15 protein-coding genes are annotated in these 15,138 nt (G+C 69.4%); 8 read left to right on the forward strand and 7 right to left on the reverse strand.

The window, feature by feature from the left end:
• Positions 1 to 30: 30 nt before the first annotated feature.
• Positions 31 to 663, forward strand: coding sequence for a DUF3000 domain-containing protein (locus tag OHB12_RS13035; protein ID WP_327119323.1), 633 nt, complete (start codon positions 31 to 33; stop codon positions 661 to 663).
• 136 nt (positions 664 to 799) lie between these two features.
• The gene (locus OHB12_RS13040) at positions 800 to 2,050 is read left to right on the forward strand and encodes a ribonuclease D (RefSeq protein WP_327119325.1); all 1,251 of its coding nucleotides are present in this window, start codon (positions 800 to 802) and stop codon (positions 2,048 to 2,050) included.
• A 58-nt stretch (positions 2,051 to 2,108) separates the two neighbouring features.
• On the opposite strand, the gene dxs is transcribed toward OHB12_RS13040, so the two are convergent.
• The gene (gene dxs, locus OHB12_RS13045) at positions 2,109 to 4,007 is read right to left on the reverse strand and encodes a 1-deoxy-D-xylulose-5-phosphate synthase (RefSeq protein WP_327119327.1); all 1,899 of its coding nucleotides are present in this window, start codon (positions 4,005 to 4,007) and stop codon (positions 2,109 to 2,111) included.
• Between the two features lie 246 nt (positions 4,008 to 4,253).
• Between dxs and OHB12_RS13050 the strand changes: the two genes are divergently transcribed.
• The 3 genes from OHB12_RS13050 to OHB12_RS13060 all read left to right on the forward strand — a co-directional run bounded on the left by OHB12_RS13050 (position 4,254) and on the right by OHB12_RS13060 (position 6,495).
• On the forward strand, positions 4,254 to 4,472 hold the full coding sequence (locus tag OHB12_RS13050) for a hypothetical protein (protein WP_327119329.1): 219 nt from the start codon (positions 4,254 to 4,256) through the stop codon (positions 4,470 to 4,472).
• Between the two features lie 31 nt (positions 4,473 to 4,503).
• On the forward strand, positions 4,504 to 5,181 hold the full coding sequence (locus OHB12_RS13055; protein ID WP_327119331.1) for an SIMPL domain-containing protein: 678 nt from the start codon (positions 4,504 to 4,506) through the stop codon (positions 5,179 to 5,181).
• 510 nt (positions 5,182 to 5,691) lie between these two features.
• Positions 5,692 to 6,495 carry an enoyl-CoA hydratase gene (locus OHB12_RS13060; RefSeq protein WP_327119334.1) on the forward strand — a complete coding sequence of 268 codons (804 nt, stop codon included), beginning with the start codon at positions 5,692 to 5,694 and terminating at the stop codon, positions 6,493 to 6,495.
• Positions 6,496 to 6,499: 4 nt separating this feature from the next.
• Here OHB12_RS13060 and OHB12_RS13065 read toward each other — a convergent pair whose 3' ends face one another.
• Entirely contained in the window at positions 6,500 to 8,005 is a 1,506-nt protein-coding gene (locus OHB12_RS13065) for a class I SAM-dependent RNA methyltransferase (protein ID WP_327119336.1), read from the reverse strand.
• A gap of 19 nt (positions 8,006 to 8,024) precedes the next feature.
• Positions 8,025 to 10,013, reverse strand: coding sequence for an APC family permease (locus OHB12_RS13070; protein ID WP_327119338.1), 1,989 nt, complete (start codon positions 10,011 to 10,013; stop codon positions 8,025 to 8,027).
• Positions 10,014 to 10,174: 161 nt separating this feature from the next.
• On the opposite strand from OHB12_RS13070, the gene OHB12_RS13075 reads away from it, so the two are divergent.
• Together OHB12_RS13075 and OHB12_RS13080 are read left to right on the forward strand one after the other, a co-directional pair.
• On the forward strand, positions 10,175 to 10,840 hold the full coding sequence (locus OHB12_RS13075) for a potassium channel family protein (RefSeq protein WP_327119340.1): 666 nt from the start codon (positions 10,175 to 10,177) through the stop codon (positions 10,838 to 10,840).
• Between the two features lie 2 nt (positions 10,841 to 10,842).
• The gene (locus OHB12_RS13080) at positions 10,843 to 11,514 is read left to right on the forward strand and encodes a potassium channel family protein (protein WP_327119341.1); all 672 of its coding nucleotides are present in this window, start codon (positions 10,843 to 10,845) and stop codon (positions 11,512 to 11,514) included.
• A gap of 36 nt (positions 11,515 to 11,550) precedes the next feature.
• Here OHB12_RS13080 and OHB12_RS13085 read toward each other — a convergent pair whose 3' ends face one another.
• From OHB12_RS13085 to OHB12_RS13095, 3 genes are all read right to left on the reverse strand, one after another.
• Positions 11,551 to 12,174, reverse strand: a complete 624-nt coding sequence (locus OHB12_RS13085; RefSeq protein WP_327119343.1) for a sigma-70 family RNA polymerase sigma factor — start codon at positions 12,172 to 12,174, stop codon at positions 11,551 to 11,553.
• 165 nt (positions 12,175 to 12,339) lie between these two features.
• Entirely contained in the window at positions 12,340 to 13,035 is a 696-nt protein-coding gene (locus tag OHB12_RS13090) for a DUF3159 domain-containing protein (RefSeq protein ID WP_327119344.1), read from the reverse strand.
• A 3-nt stretch (positions 13,036 to 13,038) separates the two neighbouring features.
• Positions 13,039 to 13,413, reverse strand: coding sequence for an OB-fold nucleic acid binding domain-containing protein (locus OHB12_RS13095; RefSeq protein WP_327119346.1), 375 nt, complete (start codon positions 13,411 to 13,413; stop codon positions 13,039 to 13,041).
• A 95-nt stretch (positions 13,414 to 13,508) separates the two neighbouring features.
• Between OHB12_RS13095 and OHB12_RS13100 the strand changes: the two genes are divergently transcribed.
• Positions 13,509 to 14,237: an alpha/beta fold hydrolase gene (locus OHB12_RS13100; protein WP_327119348.1), complete on the forward strand. Its 729-nt coding sequence runs from the start codon at positions 13,509 to 13,511 to the stop codon at positions 14,235 to 14,237.
• A gap of 12 nt (positions 14,238 to 14,249) precedes the next feature.
• On the opposite strand, the gene OHB12_RS13105 is transcribed toward OHB12_RS13100, so the two are convergent.
• The gene (locus OHB12_RS13105; protein WP_327119350.1) at positions 14,250 to 15,137 is read right to left on the reverse strand and encodes a DUF3710 domain-containing protein; all 888 of its coding nucleotides are present in this window, start codon (positions 15,135 to 15,137) and stop codon (positions 14,250 to 14,252) included.
• Position 15,138 lies beyond the last annotated feature (1 nt).

Raw genomic sequence — 15,138 nt, forward strand, 5'->3', positions numbered from 1 at the left:
CCGGGTGCACAAGGTCTACCGTCACTTTTCGTGACACCGCTCGACTTCCGCGACGGCGCCGCACCGACCGAGGGACCCCATGGCGAGCCAGCTCAGTTTCGCGCCGCGGTCGATGCGATGGGCACCGCTACCGTGCACCCCCGGATCGAGCTCGCGCCCATCCGGCCGCCGCAACGACTCGCGCCGTATTCCTACGCGGTAGGCGCCGAGGTCAAACACCCGGAAACCGGTGTGGTACCGATTGATTCCGAGGGCGACGCGTTCGGCAGGTTGATCCTGCTGCACGACCCGGACGGCGACGACACGTGGCACGGCACCCTGCGGCTGGTCGTCTACATCCAGGCCGACATCGATGCCGCGCTGGCCACCGACCCGCTATTGCCCGAGGTCGCGTGGAGCTGGCTGGTGGACGCGCTGGAGTCGCGGGCCGAGCCGTTCACCGCGCTGGGCGGCACCGTGACCTCGACCAGCTCGGTGCGCTACGGCGACATCGCCGGTCCGCCGCGCGCGCACCAGCTGGAGCTACGCGCCTCGTGGACCGCGGTCACCACCGACATGCGCCCGCATGTGGAAGCCTTCTGCGAGGTGCTGGCCTACGCTGCGGGGCTGCCGCCCGCCGGGATCACCCAGATGCGGCCGGGCATGCCCGGCGACCAGGGGTGAGTGCGCCGACGCCGAGATATGACCAGCGCCGAGCCGCCGTCCCACGGTTGACCAGGTGCACCGAGGGCGACCAATCGACACACGGATGCCCGATAGGACGGCGGCGCCTGCGCGACGGCACGTAAAGTGCAACACCATGTCCGTACCAGACGAAACCGAACCCTCGGCCGCGACACCCCTGCTCGCGCCTGCGGAGGGCGTGCCACCGGTACTGGACACCGCCGCCGACATCGCCGCGGCCGCCGCCCGCCTCGCCGCAGGCACCGGCCCGCTGGCCGTGGACGCCGAGCGCGCCTCCGGCTTCCGCTATTCGGCGCGCGCGTATCTGATCCAATTGCGCCGGGCGGGCGCGGGCACGTTCCTGATAGATCCGATTCCGGTCACCGGCGAGCTGGCTCCGCTGGCCGAGGCGATCAACGAGCTGGAGTGGGTGTTGCATTCGGCGGACCAGGACCTGCCCGGCCTCGCCGAACTCGGGTTACGCCCGGCGCGGCTGTTCGACACCGAATTGGGCGGCCGACTGGCCGGTTTGGAACGCGTGGGGCTCGCCGCGATGGTGGAGCGCCTGCTCGGCCGGGCGCTGCGCAAGGGCCATGGTGCGGCCGACTGGTCCACCCGGCCGCTGCCGGACGACTGGCTGAACTACGCCGCCCTCGATGTCGAGTTGCTCCTGGAGCTACGCGACGTGGTGGCCGCCGACTTGGCGGCACAGGGCAAATCCGATTGGGCGGCACAGGAATTCGAGCACGTCCGCACGATGGAGCCGCCCGCGCCGAAAGCCGAGCGCTGGCGGCGCACCTCCGGCATCCACACACTGCGCCGGAACAGGCAGCTCGCGGTGGTGTGCGAGCTGTGGGCCACCCGCGACGCGCTGGCCCGCGCCCGGGACGTGGCGCCCGCGCGCATCCTCCCGGATGCCGCGATCATCGCCGCGGCGACCGCGGAACCGAAGTCGATCGCTCAGCTCCGCGCGCTTCCGGTGTTCGGCGGACCGCGCCAGCGCCGGTACTCCCGTGAATGGCTCGCCGCGGTGGAGCGCGGCCGTACCCTGCCGGACAGCGAGCTGCCACCGCTGACCCAGCCGTTCGACGGTCCGCCGCCGGTGAACCGCTGGGAGCGGCGCGACCCGTCCGCCGCCGCCCGCCTGACCGGGGCGCGGACCGCGATGGGTGACCTGTCGACCGAGCACGCGATTCCGGTGGAGAACCTGCTCGCACCGGATCTGGTCCGTCGCCTGTGCTGGGACGGGCTGCCCGACTACAACCGGGCCCTTCCCGCCGAACTCTCCGCGGCCGTCGACGGGTTCCTGAAGGCCGGTGGCGCCCGGCCTTGGCAGCGCGAGCTGGCGGTGCCGGTGTTGACGGTCGCGTTGCTGCCCGTCGACTGACTCAGAACACGGCGACCTCAACCCGAGCGACGCGCGCGGATTCGGTGACCAGGCGGTGTCAGCGAGCGGCCAGCCACCCACCGATCCGGCGGGCGACGTCGGGGGCGTTCAACCCGAGTTCCGCGAGCACTTCGCCGCGCGACGCCTGGTCCAGGAACTGTTGCGGCACACCGAGATCGCGGGTCGGGATGTCCAGCCCGGAGTTGCGGAGGTGGGCCGACACCGTCGAGCCGATCCCACCGTGCAAGCCGCCGTCCTCCAGCGTCACCACGAGCCGGTAGTTCTCGGCGAGCTTCACCAGGGTGTCGGACACCGGCAGCACCCAGCGCGGGTCGATGACGGTGACCGAAACCCCTTCGGCCTCCAGCAGATTGGCCGCCTCCAGCGCCACCGACGCGAACGAGCCCACCGCGACGAGCAATGCATCGCCGTGCACCGCTTGGACGGAGCCGCCCTCCGGCTCGGCCATCCGGAGCACATCCACCCCGTCCAGCCGCTCGACGGCCGAGATGTCCTCGGCGACACTGCCCTTCGGGAACCGCAGCGCGGTCGGCCCGTCGTGCACGGCCAGCGCCTCGGCCAGCTCCTCGCGCAGCGTCGCGGCGTCCCGCGGCGCGGCCACCCGGATCCCGGGGATGATGCCGAGCACCGACAGATCCCACATACCGTTGTGGCTTGCTCCGTCGGAGCCGGTGATGCCCGCGCGGTCCAGCACCACGGTCACAGGCTGCTTCAGCAGCGCCACGTCCATCAGCAGCTGGTCGAAGGCGCGGTTGAGGAACGTCGAGTAGATCGCGACCACCGGATGCATGCCGCCGAGTGCGAGACCTGCCGCCGAAGCCATGGCGTGCTGTTCGGCGATGCCGACGTCGAACATCCGCTCCGGGAACCGCTCGCCGAATGCCGCCAGCCCGGTCGGCCCCGGCATCGCGGCGGTGATGGCGACGATGTCGTCGCGGCGCTCGGCGTGCGCGATCAGCTCCTCGGAGAATACCGAGGTCCAGCCGAGCGCCTTCGCGCCACCGACCGGAACGCCGGTCAGCGGATCGATCGGGTCGCACGCGTGCATCTGGTCGGCCACGTGGTTCTCCGCAGGGGCGTAGCCGCGGCCCTTCTGCGTCACCGCGTGCACCACGACCGGTCCACCGAAGTCCTTGGCCCGGCGCAGCGCCGCCTCCATGGCGGCGATGTCGTGGCCGTCCACCGGTCCGACGTACTTGAGACCCAGGTCACTGAACAGCTCCTGCGGGCTGACCGCGTCCTTTATCCCGGCTTTCACCGCATGCACCATCGAGTACGCGGACTCGCCGACACGGGGGATGCTTTTCAGGATGCGCTTGCCCGCGTCCAGCGCGTGCTCGTAGACGGGCTGCGTGCGCAACGCGGTCAGCCGGTCGGCCAAACCGCCGATGGTGGGCGCGTAGGAGCGGCCATTGTCGTTGACCACGATGACTACCGGCCGGTCCGGGGCGGCGGCGATATTGTTCAGCGCCTCCCAGCACATGCCACCGGTGAGCGCACCGTCACCGACGATCGCGACCACATGCCGGTCCTGCCCGCTCAGCGCGAACGCCTTCGCCAAGCCGTCCGCGTAGGACAGCGCCGCCGACGCGTGCGAGGACTCGACCCAGTCGTGCGCGCTCTCCGCCCGGCTCGGGTAGCCGGACAGACCGCCCTGCTTGCGCAGCGACTCGAATTGAGACTTGCGGCCGGTCAAGATCTTGTGCACGTAGGCCTGATGCCCGGTGTCGAAGATCACCGGGTCGGCCGGCGAGTCGAAGATCCGATGCAGGGCGATCGTGAGTTCGACCACACCGAGATTGGGGCCGAGGTGCCCACCGGTCGCGGCGACCTTGCGCACCAGGAACTCACGGATCTCCTCCGCCAGCTCGCGCAACTGCGGCACGGTCAGCCGACGCAGATCTTCGGGCGTGTCGACCCGGGAAAGCACTCCCACCTGAACTCGCTCCCTCCGGATAGCGCATCTGATCGGATCAGTCTACGGAGCGGCGGCAGGTGCCCTCGCACGAGAACGGTCACCACCAGCCGACATCGCGCCGAAATGTGAGCCTCGACATACGGTACCCGGCCTAGAGTGGCAGCGTGGCCCAGCCTGAGCAAGTGGTCTCGCGGACAATCGAACCCGGCGTCGTGGCGCGGATCGTCGAGCACGTACACCAGCCGCCCCGCGGCGACGACTCCGGTGCGCCGGACGACCTCCTCCCCGGAACTGGCTGCGGTGCAACCCGATTCATTCGGCCTGTGCATGGCCACCGCGTACAGCCGGCGCGAGCTGTCCTCGGTCGGCGTGCGGGTAGCGTCGGCCGATCCCGATGCGAAGCTCCGGCACCTGGCCTCCAGCCTCGATCCGAACGATCCGCGTGGGCGGGTATTCATCGATCACGACACCACGGCCCGTTGAGCAGTTCGGAACGACCATCGAGGAGGAATTCGTGAGCAAAAAGTCCGATTCACGCGCAGGCACCGTCACGACCTTCGGGCACGGCACCGCCCGCGCCACCCCGGACCTGATGCGGGTGACGATCTCCATCGAATCGCGGGCGAGCAAAGTCGCGCTCGCCTACAGCCAGGCCGGTGCGCGCCTGGCGGCGGTCGCGCAGTCGCTGCGGTCCGATGGCGTCGTAGGCGCCGACATCGCCACCAGCGGACTGTCGGTGCACACCGAAACGGTGTGGACCGAAGGCCAGGGCAATCGCATCACCGGGTACCTCGCCAGCACATCGCTGACCATTGCCCTGCGCGACATCGGGGGGAACGCCGATCCCGGCCCCGCCGTGATCATCGCCAACTGCGTCGACGTGGGCGGTGACGACGTCCGTCTCGGCGGCCTCACCCTCACCTTCGCCGACCAAGAGTCGCTGCTCGCCCAGGCGCGCGACGCCGCATGGGAGAACGCCGTCGCCAAGGGCGAGCAATACGCGAACCACGCGCAAGGCTCTCTCGGCAAAGTCCTCGAAATCACCGAGAACACCTCCTCCGCGCCCCCAGCCGTCCCCCGCATGGCGGCCTTGTCCGCCCCGATGAACGCCTACGGCGCCTCCCCCGTCAAGGTCGAACTGGGCGAAAGCGAGATCTCCGCGGGAATCCGCGTCACCTGGCAGCTGGATTGACGCGGCACGGCGGGTCGCCGCAGCGCCCTTGCCGACCGGGACCCGCGCTCCGCGGCCTGCGCGCCCGCCTTCTCGGCGAGCACGTCGACCGTTGCCCGAGCTCATCAGCCGACTGACGGTGGTCCGAGGCGGCAGCCGTCGTTCCCTCGGCCGAGAACGCCAGCTGGTTGCCCACCGGATCGTGGGGGTGGAACCGTCGCCGACCCAGAATCTCGGCGGGATCAGCCCACGTGACCGGGTATCCCGCGGCCGACACCGCTGCGGCGACTGCGTCGATGTCGACAACGAAGGCCGGGTGTGCCTTGCGGGACGGAAGTCGGCTTCTGCGCCGACGTGTAGTTCGCCATCCGGACAGCCGCGGCCGGGGACCCGGAACCGGCAACCGCCCCGGGCTGCCAGCACGGGGCGGAGCGTCGGGTCACGGGGCGGAGCGTGCGTCCCGCGCTCGAATTCGCCGCGTCGCCGAGCCCGTGGTGCCTATATTGAGGTCGCCACCGATCGGGAGGTCGTATGTCGTTCGTTCTCGTCGACACACCGCGGCCACACGTCGCCTTGGTGACGCTCAATCGGCCCGAACGGATGAACGCGATGGCGTTCGACGTGATGATTCCGCTGCGCGAGGCGCTCGAGGAGGCCAGCGCCGACAACAACGTGCGCGTCATCGTGCTCACTGGCGCGGGACACGGGTTCTGCTCGGGGGCCGACCTGCAGGGCGCCGGGAAGGTGCCGAACATCGACGGGCTGACCGTCACCAACGTCGCGCGCCGCTCGATGGATCTGCTCAATGACGTGATGATCACGCTGCGGCGCATGCACCAGCCGGTGATCGGCGCGATCAACGGCGCGGCCATCGGCGGCGGCTTCTGCCTGGCAGTCGGCGCCGACATCCGGATCGCCGCCGAGGACGCGTACTTCCGCGCCGCGGGCATCAACAATGGACTCACCTCCGCCGAGCTCGGCATCAGCTACCTGTTGCCCCGCGCCATCGGCGCGTCCCGCGCGTTCGAGATCATGTTGTCCGGCCGCGACGTCGACGCGACCGAAGCCGAACGGATCGGTCTGGTCACCCGTACGGTGCCCGCGGCAAAACTCCTGGACACCTGCTACGACCTGGCCGAGCAGATCATCGGCTTCAGCCGGGTCGGCACCGAACTCACCAAACGCATGCTGTGGAGCGGCATGGAGGCGGGCAGTTTCGAATCCCACATGCAGCACGAGGGCATGGCCCAGCTCTACGTCCGCTTGACCACCGGTAATTTCGACGAGGCCATCCGCGCCCGCCGCGATCGCCGTCCGCCTGTGTACGAGGACTGACTGCTCAACGCTCCAGCAGCGCAAGGCATTCGACGTGGTGCGTCGCCGGGAACGCGTCGAATGCGCGCAGGTCCGCGAGCTGGTAGCCCGCTGCTCGGTACAGGCCTAGATCGCGGGCGAACGCCGCGGGGTCGCACCCGACGTGGATGATTCGAGTCGGCCCGCTCGCGGTGACCGCGCCCACCACTTCCTTGCCCGCACCGGCGCGCGGCGGGTCGAGCACCACGACATCCGCCGCCGCCGCGTCCACGTGCTCGACCACCCAGCGCTCCACGCGCTGCGCACGCAGTTCCAGCCACGAAAGATCACGCAGTGCGGCGGCCGCGTCCGCGACGGCGGGCCGGGCGGATTCCACCGCGAGCACCGCACCGGTCCGGCCGACCTGCTCGGCCAGCCGCGCGGCGAAAACACCTGCGCCACTGTAGAGATCCCAGGCACGCCCACCGGGCGACAGGCTCGACCACTCGGCCACCAGGTCCGAATAGCATTGTGCCGCACTCCGATGCGCCTGCCAGAAGCCCGTCGCACCGACCTCCCACCGACGGCCTGCCACATACTCCACCGCCCGCCCGCTTCCCGCGAACACCCACTCGTCGCGGGCCGCGTGGGTGGCGGCCCGCCGCGCAGCCGCGTTTCGCCGCTCGTCGCGCCGCGTGGAATCCGCTGCGGTCCACTCGCTTCCCCGCCGATCGCCGCCGCGACCACCCGAGCCGCGTCGTCCGCCGGTTCGCTGATCACGGCCGTCTCGTTCGGCACCGCGCCGACCGCGGCCGCCGTGCCTGCCTCCGTAACGGTTGTTGCCCCCGAGCGGATGGCGAGCTTCCCCACTGCCGGAATCCGACCGAGGCCCACTCCCGCCGGGCCCGCGCCGATCGCCGCCGCGGCCGCCGCGCTCGGCATCCGGAGCGGGCGCCAGCTCGACGATGTGTCGAATCCCGTCTCCGTCCACCGCGATCACCAGATCCCCGCCCGGCGTCCACAGCCGATCCGCGACGCCGTCCAGCGCCCCCGAAATCGGTTGCGGGCAACGCAGATCCGCAATCACCTCCGTGCTGCGGTACCGGTGCACACCGGCACGCCCCTGCTCGTCGACCGCCAGCCGCACACGCGTGCGCCACCCCCCGGTCGCGTCGCCGGAACCGGTGATCGGCTCGACCAGCACCTCACGGTCGATCCCGGCCAGCCGCCGGAGCTGCTCAGCGACCACGGCGGCCTTCAGCGCGCGCTGCGCTGTCGGCGTGGCGAAGGAGAAATCACAGCACCCCGCGCCACCGGGGCCGGACACCGGGCAGGTAGCCGGAACCCGATCCGTTGACGCCTCGAGCACCTCGACGGTGTCGGCCCGGCAGAATGAGCCGCCCCGATCCTCGGTAACCCGCGCGCGCACCAGCTCCCCGGGCAGACCGTGCCGGACGAACACCACACGTCCCTCGTGCCGTGCGACGCAGAAGCCGCCGTGCCCAGGCGGCCCGAGCCGCACCTCGCAGGTGCTTCCCAGCCAGCCGCTCATCCCGGACCACCCACGAATGTCATGTCCGGTCCTCGTACCCGCGCCGCACCGCGCCCGCGGCATTGACCACGCCCGGCGTCTTCGCCCGGGTGGACGAACTCAGCTGCCAAGGGACGCTGGTCACCATCACGCCGGGCTCGAACAGCAGCCTGCCCTTCAACCGCAGTGCGCTCTGATTGTGCAGCACCTGCTCCCACCAGTGGCCGACCACGTACTCGGGGATGAACACGGTCACGACGTCGCGCGGAGAATCCTTGCGCACACGCTTGACGTAATCGAGGACGGGTTTGGTGATCTCGCGGTAGGGCGACTCGATGACCTTGAGCGGCACCGTGATATCGCTCTGCTCCCACTCACGCACCAGCGCCCTGGTGTCGGCCTCGTCGACGTTCACCGTCACTGCCTCGAGCGTGTCGGGGCGGGTGGCGCGAGCGTAGGCCAGCGCGCGGCGGGTGGGCAGGTGCAGCCGCGACACCAGCACAATGGAGTGGGAGCGGCTGGGTAGCACGCCGTCCCAGTCGTGTTCATCCAGCTCGCGCGCGACCGAATCATAGTGCCTGCGAATCAATTTCATCACGATGAAGATCGCGACCATGGTGCAGATGGCGATGTAGGCGCCCGCGAAGAATTTGGTGATCAGCACGATGACCAGCACCGTGCCGGTCGCGGTGAGACCCACCGCGTTGATCACCCTGGACCGCATCATCCGCGACCGCTGTCCCGGATCGGTCTCGGTGCGCAGCAGCCGTGTCCAGTGCCGCAGCATCCCGGTCTGGCTGAGCACGAACGAGACGAATACGCCGACGATGTACAGCTGGATCAGCTTGGACACCTCGGCGCCGAAGAGCACCACGAACGCGATGGCCGCACCGGCGAGGAAAAGGATACCGTTGCTGAACGCCAGCCGGTCGCCCCTGGTGTGTAGCTGCCGGGGCAGGTAACGGTCCTGCGCCAGGATCGAGCCGAGCACAGGGAAACCGTTGAACGCGGTGTTGGCGGCAAGCACGAGGATGAGCGCGGTCACGATCGTAATGAAGAAGAACCCGATCGGGAAGCCGTCGAACACAGTCTCGGCAAGCTGAGCGATCAGCGTCTTCTGATGATAGTCCGCCGGCGCGCCGATCAAATCAGAAGTGTTGTGCGCGTAGACGATTTCGATCTTCTGAGCCAGGATGATAATGCCCATCAGCAGGACGATCGCGATGGTCCCGAGCATCAGCAGCGTGGTCGCGGCGTTGCGCGACTTGGGCTTGCGGAACGCGGGCACGCCGTTGCTGATCGCCTCCACACCGGTCAGCGCGGCACAGCCGGAAGAGAACGACCGCGCGATGAGAAAGGCGAACGCGAGTCCGTACAGGTGCTCGTCCTCGGCGTCCAACCCGAATCCGGCCGATTCTGCCCGCAACTCCTCGCCGAGCACGAAGATCCGGAACAGCCCCCAGCCGAGCATGACGAACATGCCGATGATGAACGCGTAGGTGGGGACGGCGAAAGCGGAGCCCGATTCGCGCACCCCGCGCAGGTTGATCGCGGTGAGCGTCGCGATCGCCACGACCGCGAACAACACCTTGTGTGTGGCGACGAACGGAATGGCCGAGCCGATGTTGGACGCGGCCGAGGAGATCGACACCGCGACGGTGAGCACGTAGTCCACGAGCAGCGCGCTGCCGACGGTCAAGCCCGCGTTGGGACCGAGGTTCGTCGTGGCGACCTCGTAATCGCCGCCGCCGGACGGGTAGGCATGCACATTCTGCCGGTAGCTGGCAACCACCACGGCCATGACGAAGGCGACCGCGAGGCCGACCCAGGGGGCATACAGGTAGGCGGAGATGCCCGCGGCCGACAGCACGAGGAAGATCTCTTCGGGTGCGTACGCGACCGAGGACATGGCATCGGAGGCGAACACCGGGAGCGCGATTCGCTTCGGCAGCAGGGTGTGGCCCAGCGAGTCGCTGCGGAAAGGCCTACCCAGCAGCACTCGTTTCGCTGCCGTCGTCAATTTGGACACTGGAGCGAGCATAGGCCCCCGGACGGTGGATCGCGCGGGTGGCTTGCAGGTTTGCCCGGCGGTTGGAAGGGGAACGTGGCCGGTGGAATCATTCGGCGGGTACGGTTCGACCGGACAGCAGAGCAGACCGAACACCATGGTTCCAGGAACGAGGTTGCACGGTGTACGTAGTGATCATGGGTTGCGGACGCGTCGGTTCGTCGCTGGCCTACGCCCTGGTCCGGGTGGGGCACGACGTCACCGTGATCGATCGGGACCCCAGTTCCTTCCTGCGCCTGGGCCCAGACTTCCCCGGTGAGCAGGTGACCGGTGTCGGTTTCGATCGAGATGTGCTGATCAGCGCGGGAATCGAGCGTGCGGACGCGTTCGCGGCCGTCTCCTCCGGCGACAACTCCAACATCATCGCCGCCCGGGTGGCCAGGGAGATGTTCGGCGTGGAGCGCGTGGTCGCCCGGATCTACGACGCCAAGCGCGCCGCCGTCTACGAGCGCCTCGGCATTCCGACCATCGCGACGGTGCCGTGGACCACCGACCGGTTCCTGCGGGCGCTCGTCGGCGACCCCAGCACCACCACGTGGCGCGATCCCACCGGAACAGTTGCTGTGACGCAGCTGACGCTGCACGAGGAGTGGTACGGCCGCACCGTGCGCGATCTGGAGCAGACCATCGCGGCCAGAGTGGCATTCATCATCCGATTCGGCCAGGGACTGCTGCCCGACAGCAAGACCATCGTCCAGGCCGACGACATCGTCTACGTGGCCGCGGCGTCCGGCTCTGTGGGCGAGGCCGTCGCCCTGGCGGCGAAGCCCCCAGCGAGCGAGGACTGAATATGAAAGTAGCCATCGCCGGAGCGGGCGCCGTCGGGCGATCGATCGCCAGGGAGCTCCTGCGCGGCGGGCACCGGGTCATGCTGCTGGAACGTCAGCGCGAGCACCTCGATCCCGCCGCGGTCCCGGATGCCGTCTGGGTGCACGCCGACGCCTGCGAACTCGCGCTGCTGGAGGACGCCGGGCTGGAGACGTACGAGGTGGTCATCGCGGCCACCGGCGACGACAAGGCGAACCTGGTGCACAGCCTGCTCGCCAAGACCGAGTTCGGGGTGCGCCGGGTGGTGGCGCGGGTGAACGACCCGCGCAACGAGTGGCTCTTCGACGCGTCCTGGGGCGTCGATGTCGCGGTGTCCACACCGCGGCTGCTCGCCTCGCTGGTCGAGGAGGCGGTGTCCGTGGGCGATCTGGTTCGCCTGATGACGCTGCGTCAGGGCCAGGCGAACCTGGTGGAGATAACGCTGCCCGCGGACACCGCGCTGGCAGGCAAGCCGGTGCGCACGCTCACCCTGCCGCGCGACGCCGCCCTGGTGACGATCCTGCGCGGCGGACGGGTGATCGTGCCACAGCCCGACGACCCGTTCGAGGGCGACGACGAACTGTTGTTCGTGACCTCGCTGGAGGCCGAGGAAGACCTCCGGTTGGAACTCGCCAATCACGGCATCCGGCCATAACCCTCCGATACGGCTGATGTCCTGATCGGTCGGCGGTTACGCGGCCACCTTCAGCTCGGCGCGCAGCTTGTTCAGCGCGCGGTGCTGCATGACCCGGACCACGCCGGGGCTGGTGCCGATGGCCTCCGCGGTCTGTGCCGCGGACCAGCCGAGCACAATCCGCATGACCAGCACCTTGCGGTGTGTCGGCGCCAGCACCTTCATGAGTTCCCTTGTGGCCGTGCTGCGTTCGGAGGCCAGCGCCCATTCCTCTGGTCCGGCGGCGGAGGACGCGAAGTCAGGAACGTCGGCCATCGGGTAGGCGGGGTGCTGCTGCTTGCGACGGAACGCGTCGGCGACCTTGTTGGCCGCGATGCCGTAGACGAAGGCCAGGAACGACTTCCCCTGGTCGTGGTAGCGCGGGATGGCGTTGACGGTGGCCAGCAGGACTTCCTGCACGACATCGTCGACGGTGACCTGCAGGTGGGCGGTGTTGCCGAGGCGCGCACGGCAGTAGTGGCGGACCAGCGGGTGCACCATCCGGACGATCTCGGTGACCGCCTGGCGGTCGCCCTCGGCCGCGGGACCGATCAGCTTTTCCACCTCGGCCGATACCCGGCGGCTCTCCGACAGAGCGATGTTGTCGTTCTCGGGCAGTGCCGTGATGTTTTCGGTAGCCACGTCCGAGTCCTTCCTTGCCGATCAGTGCGTGTTCTCGGTACGCATTGATCGTCGGACGAACTCTGGTCGGCAACCAGGCACCCCAGGGTGGGTAACCACCCACCTCGGCGGTGGGACTCACCCCACCCCGGTGGTTTTCGCCGGGCGACGGCGGAGGGTTAACGTTCAGGCCGATTCGGTGGCGGCCACCGTCTTGGTGGGCAGATGGCCGGCGCGGCGGACGGCCCAGACGGTGACGGCCAGCGCCACCGCGGTCAGCGGCCACCCCATGGCGATGCGCGCGAACGCGAGCCACCCGGTCCGGTCGGTGTCGTAGAGCTGCGACTGCACCAGGTAGCGGGCGCCGAACACCACAACCCAGGTGGCGGTGGCCAGGTCGTAGAAGCGCACCAACCTCCGGTCGGACCGCCAGTCCGAGCCGTGGCCGTTCAGCACGCCCCACATCACGCCGACCAGCGGCCAGCGGACCAGGATGGAGACGAGGAACACCCCGGCGTAGACGAGGCTGGTGTAGATGCCGAACAGGAAGAACCCCTTGGCCTCGCCCATCCGGTACGCGATGAAGGCGCAGATCCCGACGCCGAAGAACCCGGAGATGGCCGGTTGGACCGGACTACGCCGCACCAGGCGCCAGACCAGGATGGCGGCGGCCACGCCGAGGGCCGCCCAGATCGCCACGGCCAGCCCGGCGACACTGTTCACGGGGACGAACACCACAACAGGGAGCGTCGAGTAGATCAGGCCGCTGAATCCGCCCAGTTGTTCGAGGAGGGTCTGCTCGGCACGTTCTTCGTCACGGCCGTCGGGCGCATCCGGCCCGGTGTGATCGCCTGAGCCTGCGTTGTCGTTGCTCGATGGCATACGTCAGCTGTTCCCGCGCAATTCGTAGTAGGGGTTGTAGATCACCTTGCGGCCGTCGCGGTCGCCCACGCGGCCGCGGACCAGGATGCGCCGACCCGGCTCGATACCGGGAATGCGCCTGCGCCCGATCCACACCAAGGTGATGGCATCGGTGCCGTCGAAGAACTCCGCCTGCACACTGGCGCCCGCGGACTTGGGACACGCTTCGACACTGCGGAGCCTACCGAGCATCGTGGCCTCGTCACCGCGCCGACACTCCGACGCCCGACAAGCTCCTGATGCCTCCGATGTCTCGGCCAACTCTTCGGCATCCAACTGATCGATGTCTTCGGTCAGTCTGCGGCCCAGACGTCGAAAATAACCTGAGGCTGCGGACATTGTGCACGCTCTCCTGCATAGAGCAGATGGCGTGGGTCGCACACCATCATCGGTTTCCAATTCACGACCGGCTGGGCCGTACACCGCCACTGTAGATGGGCTGGGCCACCCCCGCTACGCTCGGACCGATGTTCGACTCCGCACACCCCGCTCACATCGTAGCGCTGCCCGGTACCGGGTCCGACGCCGATTTCGCCAGGCGCGCGTTCGGCCCGGCCGGCGCCGCGCGCGGTCTCGACCTGATCGCGGTGGAACCCGATCCGCGCGACGTGGTCGCCAGCTGCCGGGCCGCGCTGGACGTGGCGGCCCGCTCGGGGCCGGTGCTGGTGGCCGGGATCTCGCTGGGCGCCGCGATCGCGCTGGAGTGGGCGGCCGAGCATCCGGATCGAGTCGTGGGCGTGGTCGCGGCGCTGCCCGGGTGGACCGGACCCGACACCGCCGCATGTCCAGCCGCATTGAGCGCGGCTGCCACCGCGGCGCAGCTGCGCGCCGACGGTCTGGCCGCGGTGATCGAGCGAATGCGAGCCAGCAGCCCGCGGTGGCTGGCTGACGCGCTCACCCAGTCGTGGCGGGCGCAATGGCCGCATCTGCCCGAGGCGCTGCAGGAGGCCGCCGACTACAAGTGGCCGGACGCCGAGCGGCTGGCCACCTTCACCCTGCCGGTCGCCGTGATCACCGCCGTCGACGACCCGGTGCATCCGGCGGCGGTGGCCGAGGAGTGGGCGGCGCTGGTGCCGCGTTCGCGGCTGCACCGGATCACCTTGGACGAGCTGGGCGCCGACCCCGCGATCCTGGGACACGTGGGAATCGGCGCCTTCGGCTGAACTCGGGCCTGATCAGTTCAAGCCGAGCTGCTGCATGGCCGAGCCGTCCGCGCCGCGCCGCGGTCCCTCGGGCATGCGTGGGGGCAGGACGCTGGGCGGCCCGGTCTGCGCCGCGGCCGCCTGCGCCGACATTGCCTGCTGCTGCGCCTCGACCTGCTGCTGATGGGCCGCGGCCAATTGCTCGGACAGCTGCTGCGGCAACACCACCGGCAGCGGCTCACGCACCGGCAGCGGGTCTTCGCCGCGCCGGACCACTGTTTCGCTCAGGATGGCTCTCGCCGCCCTGACCAGCGGACTGCCGTCGTTCGCCGCACCCGAGGGGCCGGCGGCGACCAGACGCAGCATCCAGCGGTAGCCGTCCACGCCGATGAAACGCAGGTCGGCACCCTCGGTGATGGCCAGCAACTCGCGGCCCCACGGCCCGTTCTCCACCGAGACCCTGGCGCCGTCCTTGCGCAGCGATTCGGCGAGGTCCGCGGCGACCAGACGCCATTGGCCCTCCGACTTGGGCGCGGCATAGGCCGCGACCGTGATCCGGCCGTGCTCGGTGGCCAAGTGCACCGCCTGCGGCTGACCATCCGGCGTCATCTCGACCTGCAGCTGTCCGCCCGGTGGGACCGGTAGGAGCACCGATCCGAGGTCGAGCCGCTTCTCGGACACCTTCTCCAGCAGCTCGGCGACGTCCTCGAAGTCGTACGGGCCGGGCTGCCCTTGCGGCGTGTCGGCGTCGAAGTCCACTCCCGCGTACGAGCGCTCGTCGGTCGGGGCATCGTCGCCGTAGTCGTCGTAGTCGTACTCGTTGACGTCGGCCGGCCCGTATTCGGCGTCGTCGTAGTCGTCGGCCTCGTCGTATCGGTCGTCCGCGTACTGGTCCGACGACTTCTTTCGCTTTCCGAACATT

The organism is Nocardia sp. NBC_01730, assembly GCF_035920445.1.
Classification (GTDB): Bacteria; Actinomycetota; Actinomycetes; order Mycobacteriales; family Mycobacteriaceae; genus Nocardia.